Annotated in this window: 14 protein-coding genes and 2 tRNA genes; 11 read left to right on the top strand and 5 right to left on the bottom strand. The window is 59.3% G+C overall.

Going from position 1 to position 13,459, the window contains the following annotated elements; genetic code table 11:
* From ilvN to Q0L94_RS12025, 5 genes are all read right to left on the bottom strand, one after another.
* Window positions 1-293 (bottom strand): acetolactate synthase small subunit (ilvN, locus tag Q0L94_RS12045; RefSeq protein WP_296753569.1); only part of this gene is annotated, 293 nt, incomplete at its 3' end.
* Between the two features lies 1 nt (window position 294).
* On the bottom strand, window positions 295-2,007 hold the full coding sequence (locus tag Q0L94_RS12040; protein ID WP_296753568.1) for an acetolactate synthase 3 catalytic subunit: 1,713 nt from the start codon (window positions 2,005-2,007) through the stop codon (window positions 295-297).
* A gap of 348 nt (window positions 2,008-2,355) precedes the next feature.
* Window positions 2,356-2,691 (bottom strand): DUF2173 family protein, encoded by a 336-nt coding sequence (locus Q0L94_RS12035; RefSeq protein WP_296753566.1) that lies wholly within the window; start codon window positions 2,689-2,691, stop codon window positions 2,356-2,358.
* Between the two features lie 9 nt (window positions 2,692-2,700).
* Window positions 2,701-3,039: a DUF2173 family protein gene (locus Q0L94_RS12030; RefSeq protein WP_296753565.1), complete on the bottom strand. Its 339-nt coding sequence runs from the start codon at window positions 3,037-3,039 to the stop codon at window positions 2,701-2,703.
* 14 nt (window positions 3,040-3,053) lie between these two features.
* Window positions 3,054-3,485, bottom strand: a complete 432-nt coding sequence (locus Q0L94_RS12025; protein WP_296753563.1) for a DUF2173 family protein — start codon at window positions 3,483-3,485, stop codon at window positions 3,054-3,056.
* Between the two features lie 53 nt (window positions 3,486-3,538).
* Here Q0L94_RS12025 and Q0L94_RS12020 point away from each other — a divergent pair, with 53 nt between their 5' ends.
* From Q0L94_RS12020 to Q0L94_RS11970, 11 genes are all read left to right on the top strand, one after another.
* On the top strand, window positions 3,539-3,976 hold the full coding sequence (locus tag Q0L94_RS12020) for an RDD family protein (RefSeq protein WP_296753562.1): 438 nt from the start codon (window positions 3,539-3,541) through the stop codon (window positions 3,974-3,976).
* Between the two features lie 4 nt (window positions 3,977-3,980).
* Entirely contained in the window at window positions 3,981-4,412 is a 432-nt protein-coding gene (locus Q0L94_RS12015; protein WP_296753559.1) for a DUF6231 family protein, read from the top strand.
* A 103-nt stretch (window positions 4,413-4,515) separates the two neighbouring features.
* Window positions 4,516-4,935: an SseB family protein gene (locus Q0L94_RS12010; protein WP_296753557.1), complete on the top strand. Its 420-nt coding sequence runs from the start codon at window positions 4,516-4,518 to the stop codon at window positions 4,933-4,935.
* A 24-nt stretch (window positions 4,936-4,959) separates the two neighbouring features.
* A complete protein-coding gene (locus Q0L94_RS12005; protein WP_296753556.1) occupies window positions 4,960-6,342 on the top strand; it encodes an FAD-linked oxidase C-terminal domain-containing protein in 1,383 nt (460 codons plus the stop codon).
* 57 nt (window positions 6,343-6,399) lie between these two features.
* Window positions 6,400-6,475: transfer RNA gene (locus Q0L94_RS12000), tRNA-Ala, on the top strand.
* 16 nt (window positions 6,476-6,491) lie between these two features.
* Window positions 6,492-6,674, top strand: a complete 183-nt coding sequence (locus Q0L94_RS11995) for a hypothetical protein (protein ID WP_296753554.1) — start codon at window positions 6,492-6,494, stop codon at window positions 6,672-6,674.
* A gap of 50 nt (window positions 6,675-6,724) precedes the next feature.
* Window positions 6,725-6,800: transfer RNA gene (locus Q0L94_RS11990), tRNA-Glu, on the top strand.
* A gap of 237 nt (window positions 6,801-7,037) precedes the next feature.
* On the top strand, window positions 7,038-8,048 hold the full coding sequence (locus tag Q0L94_RS11985; RefSeq protein ID WP_296753552.1) for a site-specific integrase: 1,011 nt from the start codon (window positions 7,038-7,040) through the stop codon (window positions 8,046-8,048).
* A gap of 227 nt (window positions 8,049-8,275) precedes the next feature.
* Complete coding sequence (locus Q0L94_RS11980; protein ID WP_296753550.1) at window positions 8,276-8,794, top strand: hypothetical protein; 519 nt, start codon at window positions 8,276-8,278, stop codon at window positions 8,792-8,794.
* A 481-nt stretch (window positions 8,795-9,275) separates the two neighbouring features.
* Window positions 9,276-10,169 (top strand): hypothetical protein, encoded by an 894-nt coding sequence (locus tag Q0L94_RS11975; RefSeq protein WP_296753548.1) that lies wholly within the window; start codon window positions 9,276-9,278, stop codon window positions 10,167-10,169.
* Complete coding sequence (locus tag Q0L94_RS11970; protein ID WP_296753546.1) at window positions 10,170-13,394, top strand: DEAD/DEAH box helicase; 3,225 nt, start codon at window positions 10,170-10,172, stop codon at window positions 13,392-13,394. It begins immediately after the preceding gene.
* Window positions 13,395-13,459: the final 65 nt, after the last annotated feature.

Here is a 13,459-nt window from a genome sequence, read left to right as displayed (position 1 = left end):
CGCCCCGCGCCCACCGCCTTGACCTTGACCAGCATCAGCTCGCGCTCGATGTGGCGGCCTTCGGTCAGGTCCATCACCTTGATCACGTCGACCAGCTTGTTCAGCTGCTTGGTGATCTGCTCGATGATTTCTTCCGAGCCGGTGGTGACGATGGTCATGCGCGACAGGGTGGCATCTTCGGTCGGCGCCACGGTGAGCGACTCGATGTTGTAGCCGCGTGCCGAAAACAGGCCGGCGACGCGCGACAGCGCGCCGGCCTCGTTTTCCATCAGGAGCGAAATGATGTGGCGCATATCAAAGCTCCTCTGCCAGGATCATTTCGGACAGGCCCTTGCCGCCTTCGACCATGGGGAAGACGTTCTCGGTCTGGTCGGTCTGGAAGTCCATGAACACCATTCGTTCCTTCAGCGCGGGCGAGAAGGCCTCCTTCAGCGCGGCCTCGACGTCCTCGGGCTTGTCGATGCGCATGCCGACGTGGCCGTAGGATTCGGCCAGCTTGACGAAATCGGGCAGCGATTCCATGTAGGACTCGGCGTAGCGGCTGCCGTAGAAGAATTCCTGCCACTGCCGCACCATGCCCATGTAGCGGTTGTTGAGCGTGACGACCTTGACCGGGATGCGGTACTGCTTGCAGGTCGAAAGCTCCTGGATGTTCATCTGGATGCTCGATTCGCCGGTGATGCAGGCGACCTGCGCGTCGGGGAAGGCAAGCTGCACGCCCATGGCGTACGGCAGGCCGACGCCCATGGTGCCGAGCCCGCCCGAGTTAATCCAGCGGCGCGGCTTATCGAACTTGTAATACTGCGCCGCCCACATCTGATGCTGACCAACGTCGGAGGTGATGAAGGCATCGCCCCGGGTTACTTCCCACAACTTTTCCACCACATACTGCGGCTTGATGATGGCGCCGTTGCGGTTGTACTTGAGACAGTCCTTCGAGCGCCACAGCTCGATCTGTGTCCACCAGGCATTCAGCGCGGCGGCATCGGGTTTTTCCTTGGCCTGCTTCAGCAGAACCAGCATGTCGGCCAGCACGTTTTGCACGTCGCCGACGATGGGCACGTCGACCCTGACGCGCTTGGAAATCGACGAAGGGTCGATGTCGATATGGATGATGCGGCGCTGCTCGCGCGCAAAATGCGCGGGATTGCCGATCACGCGATCGTCGAAGCGCGCGCCGACGGCGAGCAGTACGTCGCAGTGCTGCATCGCCATGTTGGCTTCGTAGGTACCGTGCATGCCTGGCATGCCGAGGTTCTGCCTGTCGGTGGCGGGATAGCCGCCGAGACCCATCAGCGTGTTGGTGATGGGAAAACCCAATAACCGGGTGAACTCGGCCAGTTGTTCCGAGGCATCGCCCAGCACCACGCCGCCGCCGGTGTAGATCATCGGCCGCTTGGCTTCAAGCAGCATCTGTACCGCACGCTTCATTTGCCCGCTGTGCCCCTTGGCCACCGGGCTGTACGAGCGCATCTCGAGCGTGGCCGGATATTCGAATTCGGCGAGATGCGCAGTCACATCCTTGGGCACGTCGACCACCACCGGGCCGGGGCGGCCGGTGGACGCGATGATGAAGGCCTTCTTCATCGTCACGGCCAGATCCTTCACGTCCTTGACCAGGAAGTTGTGCTTGACACAGGGACGCGTGATGCCGACGGTATCGACTTCCTGGAACGCATCCAGTCCGATCGCCGCGGTCGGCACCTGGCCGGTGACGACCACGATGGGGATGGAATCCATGTAGGCGGTGGCGATCCCGGTGACCGCGTTGGTCACGCCCGGTCCCGAGGTCACCAGCGCCACGCCGACCCGGCCGGTCGCGCGCGCGTAGGCGTCGGCCGCATGCACCGCGGCCTGTTCGTGGCGCACCAGCACATGCTTGAACTTGTTCTGCTTGAAGATCTCGTCGTAGATGTTGAGCACGGCCCCGCCGGGATAGCCGAACACGAACTCGACCCCCTCTTCAGCCAGACAACGTACAACGATCTCGGCGCCCGTGGCTTCCATATAAATGGCAAAAAACTAATTCGTTGGTGAACCCGTGAGGGTAATCGTTTTGCCATGATTCGGTCAAGAAATCATGCGGTAGCGCCATTTTGCGCAACGTTAACAACCGCCCGCCAGAAACAAAAAAATCTTCTGCTGGCAGATAGGGTTTCAAGCCAAAAAACGTGTTTACCGGGGAGGAATGCCCCGCGCCTTGACCGGCGCATACTCCGGTTAGCCCACCAATGCATCCATTCCATCAATTCAGGCCAGAATACACAAGGCAAATACCCGAAAATCGTGCGGCACTCCTGCCGCACAGCTTGGCCGCATTGCGCGGCCGCGCGGGAAAATGGACGATGCTGGCGCCTATTCGTGTGCGGCTTCGCCGAGCACGCGCATAATTTCGTTCAGCGAACCCTGCGCATTTTCAACTAGGCAGACCACGTTTCCAGTGCTGCATACGGTCAGCTCTGCGCCCTGCGCGATCCAGCCCCGCGACGGCGACCAGCCGCGCATCTGCGAAAACAGGGACAGCAGATCGATATTGCTCGACACCAGGCGGCGATACCACTGGGCAAACTGCGCCATCCGTTCCATCAGCTCGGGAGACAGCATGCCTTCGGCCTCCATGATCACGCCATCGTCGCGAAAGCGGCACACGGCGGTCACGCCATCCAGCACCAGGACTTTGTTCAGCGACATACGCGCTCCTCAGGTTGTCTGCACGGCATTGAACGTGGCTTCGTAATCGGCATCGCGATTCTTGACGACGACGCCGCAGTTGCCATTCACCACCACCGACCATTCCAGCCCCACGACCGAAAAACCCTTGAATGGCAGAAATCCGCTCTGCCCGGTGAGGACTTCCCAACCGTGTCCTTCCATACTGGCCATGGCCAGATTGGCGACGCACGAGCGCGCCAGCAGATCCAGTACCAGCGGGGTCAATTCGGTCCCTTCGCGCAGCACATGCGATTGCAGATCGCCCTTGTCGCTGTATGTGAACGCTGCCAGCGCGCCCGGCAGCTCCATCATTTTTTCCAGATCCATATCGCTCCCCTTTGTCAGTACAACGCTTCCTTGGTATCGCCCCCCAGCCTGGCATACAGATTGACCAGCAGATCGTCCTGCACGTCCCCCACTTTGGCACGCATGATGGTCATGACGTCATTCAGCAATTCGTCACGGTTTTCGATGAAGGAGAAATAATTGCCCACTGCACAAACAGTGATTTGACTGCCGCGCGCGATCCAGCCTTGTATCGGACGGTACCCGCAATTTTCGGCAAAGGAGTCGAAAATTTCGGCCTGCATGTTGACCGACAGCGTATTGGCACGACACACGATCGACGCCATGCGCGCAAACTCCTCGGTGAGTGCGCCCTCGTACGAGAAACGGTCGCCGCGATATGCATATTCGCCCGCAGCGATGACACCGGGAATGGCCATGAGTTGCTTTACGATATGCATCGAATTCCCTCCTGCTTTTTTGATCATGCTTGCGGCACGTTGTGGCAAAGTATCGCGCCCAGCCGCAATATAGAGCCACCATGCAAGACAATGCAATAGACCTTGCCCCCGCGCCTTTCCTGGTGCGCATCGCCGCCATGATCTACGAGTCGCTGCTCGTCGTGGCGGTGGTGTTCGTCGCGTCCTTCATCATAATCCCGGTTGTCGGCGAAATGCATGCACCGTGGCAGCGGCATCTGTTTCAAGCTTATATTGCAGGCATCCTGTTCGCCTATTTCAGCGCATTCTGGCTGCGCAGCGGGCAAACGCTGGCGATGAAAACCTGGCGTATCCGCCTGGTCAGCCGGAACGGAGACCGCCTGCGCTTCAAGCAGGCCGTGCTGCGATTCGTCCTCGCATTTTTCGGCTTGCTGCTGGCGGGAAGCGGCTTTTGGTGGGCCTTGATCGACCGCGACGGGCTGTTTCTTCACGACCGTATCGCCGGCACCCGGCTGGTACGCGTGCCGCGCAAGGTGTGAGGACATGAACTGGCGCGACCACCTGCAAGCGCGCCTGCTGGAGATGCGGCCCGCCAGCGTGTATGCACTGGATGAAGCGGCCCGCCAGATGACCAGCCGCGTGTTGCCGGACACGCCGGTGCGCGCGCCCGGCAACCCGCCGGATTCGCTCTACGCACTGGCATTGGGGATCGATGCGCTGAACGGGCTGAACGTGCAGCAAGCCCAACACCTGATCAACCAGATCCGCCTCTATATCGCCCCGCGCATCCTGCTTGCCGTGCCATCGGACTGTGTGCTGGACGAGGCGATGTTTCGCGCACTCGGTTTCACGCTGTCGGCGACCGACCCAACGCAAAACAGGCACATCCATTATTACGACCTCGATACCTACAAAACCGTGCCGGACTGGCTCAATTCCCGTTACTGGGCACATCCCGAACGCTGGCAGCCCTGAAAGACCACGCTTGATCCAAACCGGGCCTGCACATTCCCGGACGCGCCCGCAGTCCACGCCATCGGGTACACTGGGCCTTGTCATTGCGCAACGGCCCGACATCATGAAGTTCATCCCCCACAACGCGCTTGAAGAACAGCTGGCTGCCGTTCATGCCGGCACACTCGATCCCGAAACGTTCGTGTTGCAACTGGTCGATCAGCAGCTATTCATACCGGTACGCGACGAAAAGAACCCCATCCAGGGATTCCAGCGATCGGTCCAGGCAGAGCCGCTGATCATCGAAACCGATGACGGCGAACGCGTGCTGGTGGTGTTCACCAGCCCCGAACGGGCCAAACCCTTGGTCGAGCACTTCCCCGAATTTTCGGGCGGTCTGCTGACCGAGTTTTCCTGGCTGTTGCGCCGCATCGGCGGCGGAGTACCGATTGCGCTCAACCCGGGCTGGGACATCGGCATGGACTTCGATGCCGACATGATCGCGCAGTTGGTCGCGCACCTTCCCCCCGAACATCCGGCCTGACGCGCCCCGCTCATCCACGCCCTCATGCTGTCCGAATCCGTACTCGCCGCTTTCCGTTCCGCCCTCGGGGCGGATCGCGTCTTCGACGATGCCGTCACGCGCATCCTGTATGCCCACGACGAGACGCCGCGCCATGTCGAACCCGAGGCCGTGCTGTTCCCGGCCTCGCACGCCGACGTGGCCGCACTGGTGCGCATCGCGTTCGAACATGGCATCGCCCTGACACCGCGCGGCGCCGGCTCCGGCAACGTCGGCGGCGCCCTGCCGGCGCCCGGCAGCGTCGTCGTCAGCTTCGAGTGCATGCGGCGGGTGCTCGAATTCGACCCCGACAACCGCCTGATCGTCGTCGAGCCCGGCGTGGTCACCGAAGACATCGACCGCATCGCGCGCAGCGCCGGCCTGTTTTATCCGCCCGACCCCGGCAGCAGCGCGTATTGCCGCATCGGCGGCAATCTTGCGATGAACGCCGCCGGGCCGCGCGCCGTCAAATACGGCGTCACCCGCGACTACGTGCTGGGGCTGCGCGCCGTCACCGGCAGCAGGCAGGAAATCCGCACCGGCTGCCGCACCACCAAGGGCGTCACCGGCTACGACCTGACCCGCCTGCTGGTCGGCTCCGGCGGCACCCTCGCGCTCATCACCGAAGCCACGCTGAAACTGCTGCCCGCGCCGGAAGCCGTCGCCACCCTGCGCGTATGTTTCGCCAGCAACCGCGCCGCGCTCGATGCGGTCAGCCGCGTCATGCATCAGGCTGTCATGCCCTGCGCGCTCGAATTCATGGATCGTCATGCCATCGATGCCATCCGCCCGACCGGCGCGGCAGACGATCTGCCGCCCGGCACCCGGGCATTGCTGATGGTCGAAGCCGACGGCGCCGCGCAGGATCTGCCGCGGCAGATCGCCGTGCTGGAACAGACGCTCGCCGGCGAAGGCCTGCTCGACATGCGCAGCGGCTTCGAGCGCGACGACATCGCGCGGTTGTGGGCGGCGCGCAAATCGCTGTCGCACGCGGTCAAGCGCATCGCACCGCTGAAGATCAACGAAGATGTGGTGGTGCCGGTATCGCAGCTAGCCGACTTCGTCGACTTCATCGACCACACCGCGCAGGCGCAGCGCCTGCCGATCGTTTCGTTCGGCCATGCCGGCAACGGCAACCTGCACGTCAATCTCATGGTGCACCCCGACGACGCGGACGAAATGAGGCGAGCCCACCTGGCCCTCGAAGCCATCATGCTGCGTGCGCTGGCGCTGGGCGGCACGCTATCGGGCGAACACGGCATCGGTACCGAAAAGCGGCGCTTTGTCGCGCAGGAAATCGATTCCGTCACGCTGGATCTGATGCGCGCGATCAAGCAGCAATTCGATCCGCACGGCCTGCTCAACCCCGGCAAACTTTTTCCTGATTAAGATCACCGCAAAGGCTTTACAAGCGCAAAAGGCATCTATAGAATGCGCGGCTTCGTTGGGGGTATAGCTCAGCTGGGAGAGCGCTTGCATGGCATGCAAGAGGTCAGCGGTTCGATCCCGCTTACCTCCACCAACTGACAGGAAGTCCGATGCACAAGCTTGGCGTCATCACCACCCTGCTGGGGTTGATACTGAGCGTAGTCGGTCTGGTTGTTGGGTTCTGGAAGATGTTGAATGGTGGCGGGCACGCCGAAATCTGGCTGGGGCTGGTACCATTGGGTTTCGTCGGTTTGCTACTCGGCGTCACCTTGACGCAGCTTTCCAGGAAGTAATGACGACGCAAGTCGTGGCAGCAAAGTTGGCGGTTCGCACCGTCGTCCGGGTCCCCATCGTCTAGAGGCCTAGGACATCGCCCTTTCACGGCGGTAACCGGGGTTCGAATCCCCGTGGGGACGCCACAATCCTTCCCGGGTTGTGACACAAATCGAGTACTTGAGAAATCAATAAAGCGGCCGAGCGCCGCTATTTTTATTGCGCGTTGCGCCCTGAATCCAAGCTGGCGCCCCGAAGACGAATCGAACGTCCGACCTACCCCTTAGGAGAGGGAAACGCGATTGGCATCAAAGCCTTAATTTGCGCGATTCTTTCCTCTTCGGTACGATTGTTGTCACCCATCTGTCACCCGGACATGAAAAATGGCGACGATCCGAAAGCGCGGCGAGCTCCAGTGGCAAGCCATCGTGAAGCGCAAGGGCTACCCCTTGCAGTCGAAGACCTGGCACACCCGGAAAGAAGCTGAAGCTTGGGCACGCGCAGTTGAGTCAGAAATGGATCGCGGCGCCTTCGTCTCGCGCGGCGAAGTCGAACGGACCACGATCCGCGATCTGATTGAGCGTTATCGGGAGGACGAGCTGCCAAAGAAGCGTGGCAAAGGCTTCAAACCCGCCCTCAAAACGCTGGAATCGGAGCTTGGCGCTTACTCACTTGTCGCACTGTCCAGCAAGATCGTCACGGATTACCGCAAGAAACGCCTCGCATCCGGTCTCTCAGGGGATACGGTGCGCAAGGAAATCAACCTTCTATCCCGCATCATCGACCTGGCCGGCAAAGAGTGGGGGCTGCCGCTCCCAGCCAACCCCTGCGCGATGGTGAGCCGCCCACCGCCGGGGAAATCACGGGAGCGCCGCCTTGAAGGCGATGAGCTCGAGAGTTTGCTGGCTGCGGCCGGTGATGAAAAACAACTACGCGCCCTGATTGTCGTGGCCATCGAATCGGCCGCACGCCTGGGTGAACTGCTGTCGGTCACGTGGTCCGACATCGATCTCCAGAGACGGGTAATGATCATTCGTGGGATCCAGGGTCGTGGCACGAAGAACGCAGATGCGTTCCGAGCGGTTCCACTTTCAAGTGAGGCGGTGCGTGCCCTGAAGGACGTTAAGAAACTCCCCGCTTCCATTGATGGCCGGGTATTTTGGTGGTGGACCGCCTCCGACTCGTTTAACAAAGCCTGGCGACGACTGTGCGGCACAGCCGATGTGGAGGGGTTAAGATTTCACGACTTGCGACACGAAGCCACGTCACGCTTGTTCGAGAAGGGCGTATTCGACAGCATGGAAGTCGCCAGCATCACAGGGCACAAGACCCTGGCCATGCTCAAACGTTATACGCACCTACGGGCGGAGGACTTGGCAAAGAAACTCGGGTAACACAATCCCGCGCCAAATAAGCGCAGGCCACGCAGCTTGCGCATTAAATCCGATGCAGTCACGGGGGAGATCAAGTGCATTTGGAGGACTATAAGGTTTACAGCAAGCGAAACCCTTCAATTGGCAAGGCATTGGCGTTGTCCGCTGCGCCCACCAAGATTCATTATCTGCTGAGAGGGCGCAATGCGTGGCACTCGACATGGGTTCAGCACTATTACCCTGGCTGCATGGCCACTTCCAACCATGACGTGGAGTCCGACGCGGAGAAGCGACGCGAAAATGGAAGCGTTTGGTCAATTACAGAGCTCCCCGCACTAGCAGTAGCTTCTGAAGCCGGAACACTTGTCATCACCCAACTGAACCAACGCACACCGTTGACCGGATATTCTCCGGAAGCGATCTCTGCTCCCCCCCCACAAGGAACTCAGCTCATGGAGGGCGCTAGGAATCGTTACCTGATTTCGGGCACCCCACTAGCGCATATTGCCCTCTCTTTCGAGCCTGGAAGTCGGTTCTGGAAGCAAAAACCACCCCCGCAAGATTCGGTAATCCTGCTTTACCTTCCGAATCCAAAAATCCAGCTTGAGCCGCTCACCGACCAGTTATTCCGACGACGCTCGCAGCCTTCTGGGGGGCGCCAAAATTCGATTTGCTGGTCGGTTCTTCCTGGTGACGTCGACTCAAGCGCGGTCTCCAGACTGGCCTCCGATTTTCAGGAAGCGGTCCCGAGCCAGATTAGCTTTTGAAGCGTGTGTCCGGAGACGCGCATGAACATCATTGTTGAGACTTTTCTGAATCCCGGTGAGCCATCTTCAGCGCCCTATCGGGTACGGCCTATCGCGGGCCAGGCTTTTCCGCCTACCATGAGAGTTCAATGCTCTCGAGCGATGCGGCATGCACACCCACTCGGAACAAAGTTCTTGCTCCCTGTCATGCTCGTTCAGAACAGAATGGGCACAAAATTTCTGCGAGAAGTGGGATCCGGGCCCTGGCAAGTTGTTAATTGAATTGAGCCAAACATCGGCCCAAGAAGACAACCCACACGCTGCAACGCCGGCAGGCACGGGGGGCAAGCCACTCTAGTCCCGCCCGTCTCATTTGTGAAATTGACCAAGAGCAGAGCTCACATCGTCAGTCGGCAGCCGGCAGGATGAATAGAAATGGTGGCTCGTTCCGAGCTGTGATATACACACCGAGGACAGAATAATTGGGGCGAAGCTGGGTGCGATGACGAACATAGATGTGGCTGGAGCAGTAGAAACGGTAGCTCCAGGGGCTAAGAGCGATGCATCACACCCACTGCTCACCGAAGCCGTACCAATCGACGACCACTGCATCGGCAACCGCTGGTCTGTGCAGGACGTATCGCAGCTCGCAAGTATCACTGCCATTATCGCAATGGGCCAGGCGGCTTACGCTGCTCATGTCTTGAAGGAGCTTCTTCCCGCCACACCTGCATTTACCAACAACGATCTTTGCAACGAAGCGAAGGTCAAGCTGACAATACAAGAAGATGGCAAGAAGCCTCGGACGGGCTATCCACGTTGGCAGCGTGACGGCTTCATCTTCGAAGTCATTTCCTGGATCGCAGCTCGCCAGGATCTTGGCGAGCTCGCTCTTCTGAAGGACCCGCACGTAAGCGCCACGTCGCAAGGGATTGACGGCCTTATGATCGAGCTGGCTGACAATAAATCGAAAGTGGCCATGACCACGGTCTTTGAAGACAAATGTACCGAGAAACCGAGGGAAACGTTCCTGGGAAAGGTCATCCCTGCATTCCTTGAGCGCCACCAGAACAAGCGAAGCGCTGAGCTCGTCGCGGCCGCCGCAGCCCTCCTCCGCACGGCCGGCATTGGCGACGCCGCTGCCGCCCAGCTTTCAGCGGCCGTGATGGACAGCAGTCAGCGACGCTATCGTGCCGCCTTTGCGTTAACCAAAGAGTATGACGGGCAGGTTGAACGAGAAAAGCTCTTTAAGGGTTATGACATTTTGGCCGGCATATCTCAAAACCAGCGCGTCGGTGCAAGCCTAATTGTCAGCGGAGAACTTCGCGAATGGTTCGATACCGTGGCCTCGCAGGCCATCGCCTATCTGGATGAACTCCAAGCGAAGGGCGCCTGAATGTTCGATGCAGTCACTGCTCAGCTTTTGCGATCGGCACCGGCCGTGCCGGGACTTGACCCAAGCGATATTCCCGCACTGCTAACGAGTCACTTTGCCAACCTTGTGTCTGCCCGATTGAGGGGCTCGGTTGATGCTCCTGTCGAGGCTGTTGACGGGTGGCCTTCCGAGCGTATTGCGGACACTTATGAACTGATCGCCTCGCTTGAAACAGATGGCGCGTTGTGCAGGGCTTCTGCGTTCGTCGCCGGCACGGCGCAGCAAATTCTCGCAAGACGGCAGTCAATGCAAGAGGCCAGGGACACTCCTCTCGCCAATATTAATAGGGATCGCGTCGATCCGACGATCTCGGCCGCTTTGCTGTTCCTTGCCGCTGAGCAGTACGCTGATGCGAATGAGGCAGCCTTTGCTATCCGTCCTCACCCGGCAGAACAGCTTTACGAGGCCACGATTCTCTCAGAGGACATTGCCGACCTCGCTCGCGGCCAGCTTAGTCGCATCCTGGAGCGTGCAGAACGGTGGCGAAAACCAAAGCCTAGACGCGATCTAGAGACTGCGGCGCTCGCCGCATTGCTCGAAACTTTGATATCCGGTGTTGAGATGCTCGCGGCGCATTTTTTGAGTGTCCCCTCTCCCCAGCAAAGCATCAGCGGCTTCGATGACGCGCGCGACGCCTTCAAGGGCGTCCTGAAGTTATCTGCCGCAGTGGATAACGAGCACAACAAAGATATCGGCGGGAGCATCCTGAACACCTATGCCGGGCCTCATCATCTCGCCTCGCTTCTAATCGCCGCCTGTAACGGCATAAGCGAGGCAGCCTTGACGACCTTGCCACCACCAGACGGCGCCGACCCTGGATTCTGGGTAAGCTGGCTGCGCTTGAGGGCAAGCAACTTCCCATTTGTCTGGCCGAACCATCGCGAGGCCCTGGCAAGGGAATTCCACCAGACTGGCAAATCCGCCGTGGTCGTTCTCCCCACGGGTGCAGGCAAGACCACTGTTTCCTCGCTCAAGATAGCGGGCGTGCTCGCGAGCGGAAAAAAAGTCGTCTTCCTTGCGCCCACCCATGCGCTAGTCGAACAGCTCACGGGCGACCTCCAGGAGATGTTTCCGAAGGACATTCTTGGTTCGGCCGTATCTAGCGATTTCGACCTCTTGTTCCAGAGTGACGCGCAGCTTCAGGAAATCGAAGTAATGACTCCTGAACGGTGTCTTGCCATGCTTTCGTTTGCCCCCGAAGCTTTTTCAGACATTGGCCTACTCGTTTTTGACGAGTGTCATCTGCTTAGTCCCCAATCGGGCAAGATACGGCGGGCGCTTGACGGCATGCTGTGCCTGCTGGCCTTGAATCACATCGCGCCGAATGCCGATTTGCTTTTCCTATCGGCAATGCTAAAGAACGCCGAGGAGTTCGCAGAGTGGATTGGCCAGCTTACAGGGCGAGCCTTCGTGTGCGTCGATCTCTTGTGGAAACCGAGCCGGCAAGCGCGTGGAGTACTGATCTACAAGAAAGAGGATCTAGACAAGGCCAAGCAGGCGGCGGAAGCCATTCAAAGAGCGGAGAACAAGAAGAAAAAGAAGCAAGCCAAGGGGCTCCGCGCCTCAGCACTCAAAGAGCTTGCGGTCCAACCATGGGCAATATGGGGGTTACAGCACAACTGGCTCGGCCAAGGAACAGCAAGTTGCATTAATTGCGAAGTGCTTGATAGACCTGTACGCCTCTCTGGTAACAATAAATATGGGCCGATCTACCTCAAACCCAACGCGAATCAGGTGGCCGTTCAACTGGCCACGTCCGCTGCACGGAGCGGCCTCAAGTCGATTGTTTTCGTCAACACCAAGAACGATGCGGTTTCGGTTGCTCGGGAAATTTCCTTGCAGCTCAATGAGGCAGCTGATTCAACCGAAGCTGAACAGGCGAGATGGGATGCTCTTCAGGCTGAGCTTGGTGATCTCAAACATGCTCTTCTGCCGAAGCCGGATATTGCCGTACCGCATAATTCATCGATGCTGCGCCTGGAGCGCGAGCTCGCCGAGCGAATGTTCAAGCGACCGAACGGGGCCAAGGTCATTGTTGCCACACCCACATTGGCACAGGGGCTCAATCTGCCCGCCCATCTAGCCATACTCGCGGGGGACAAACGGGCAGACGCTGCCCAGAAGGGCCGAGAGGATCTTGAAGCCCACGAAATCCTAAACGCAGCAGCAAGAGCTGGGCGGGCCGGCCATCTCGCTAATGGCGTCGTTCTCCTTATACCAGAACCGATTATCAGCTTCTCTGACGGCGAGCCGCTGGAATGGGATGTTGTTCAGAAGCTCAAGTCCATCCTCCCCGAAGATGACCGCTGCGTTGTCATCAGCGATCCGCTTGAGATCGTCCTAGATCGGCTCATGCAGGGGGAATCCCTTGATGCGGACGTTCGCTATGTGGTCAATCGGATGGAAGCACTTCGCGAGGCGGAGGGCATAGAAGAACCCACATCACTCTTCGACCTTCGAAAATCGCTTGGCGCGCATGCGGCTCGTAAGCGGGGAGCCGAAGCGGAATTCGAAGCTAAGATCGCCGACCTCAAGAAAGTAATTGCGCAGGGCAGACCAGAGGGAGCCGACGACACAGTGGCCGCGCTTGCATCGCAAAGCGGCTTACCGATGGACCTCCTATTAAGGCTTAAAGAGAGAGTTGTTTGGGGCGCAGGTTCACTGCCAGTAACCGTGGAGGAGTGGCTGACTTGGACTGTCAATTGGCTTACCGAGGACGAGAATGCCCGCGCTTCACTCCTTTATGACGTAAAGAGATCGTTTCTGGGCGCGTGCGGCGCCAACAAGGACGGCGAGATCACTGCGCATGAATTGGCACTCATCCTACCCGGGTTGCTCGCCTGGATTAGAGGAAAGCCTCTCGCCGCCATCGAGAAGGAGCTTGGCGGAGACCCAGACGCGGCCTCCGCGGCAAAACGAGCTTGCCCACGGGCACGAGAACTTCTCGGCAGCGTCATACCACGAGGCTTTTCGTTCGTCATGGGGCTGGTGTCGCACGTAATCAAAAGCGTAGATCCCTTTGACTTTCAGGAGGGCTTAAGCCGCCAACTTGTCGAGTGTCTAGGGACGGCTATGAGAAAGGGATACGATGCGCCGGAGAAGATTTTCTTTGCGGGCGAGCACCCAGATGTCCTAAGCCGCGTCCAAATGCACGAATTGTGGGCCCATCAGAATCCTCCCGCTTAACCTAGAGATCTCGACCGATCAACAGTCGACGATGCAATGGTTGCAAGCATCACAGCTGGCTACGC

It is taken from the genome of Thiobacillus sp. (assembly GCF_024708915.1).
The sequence above is the reverse complement of the archived record's forward strand: the minus strand, read 5'-3'. Positions and strand labels throughout refer to the sequence as shown.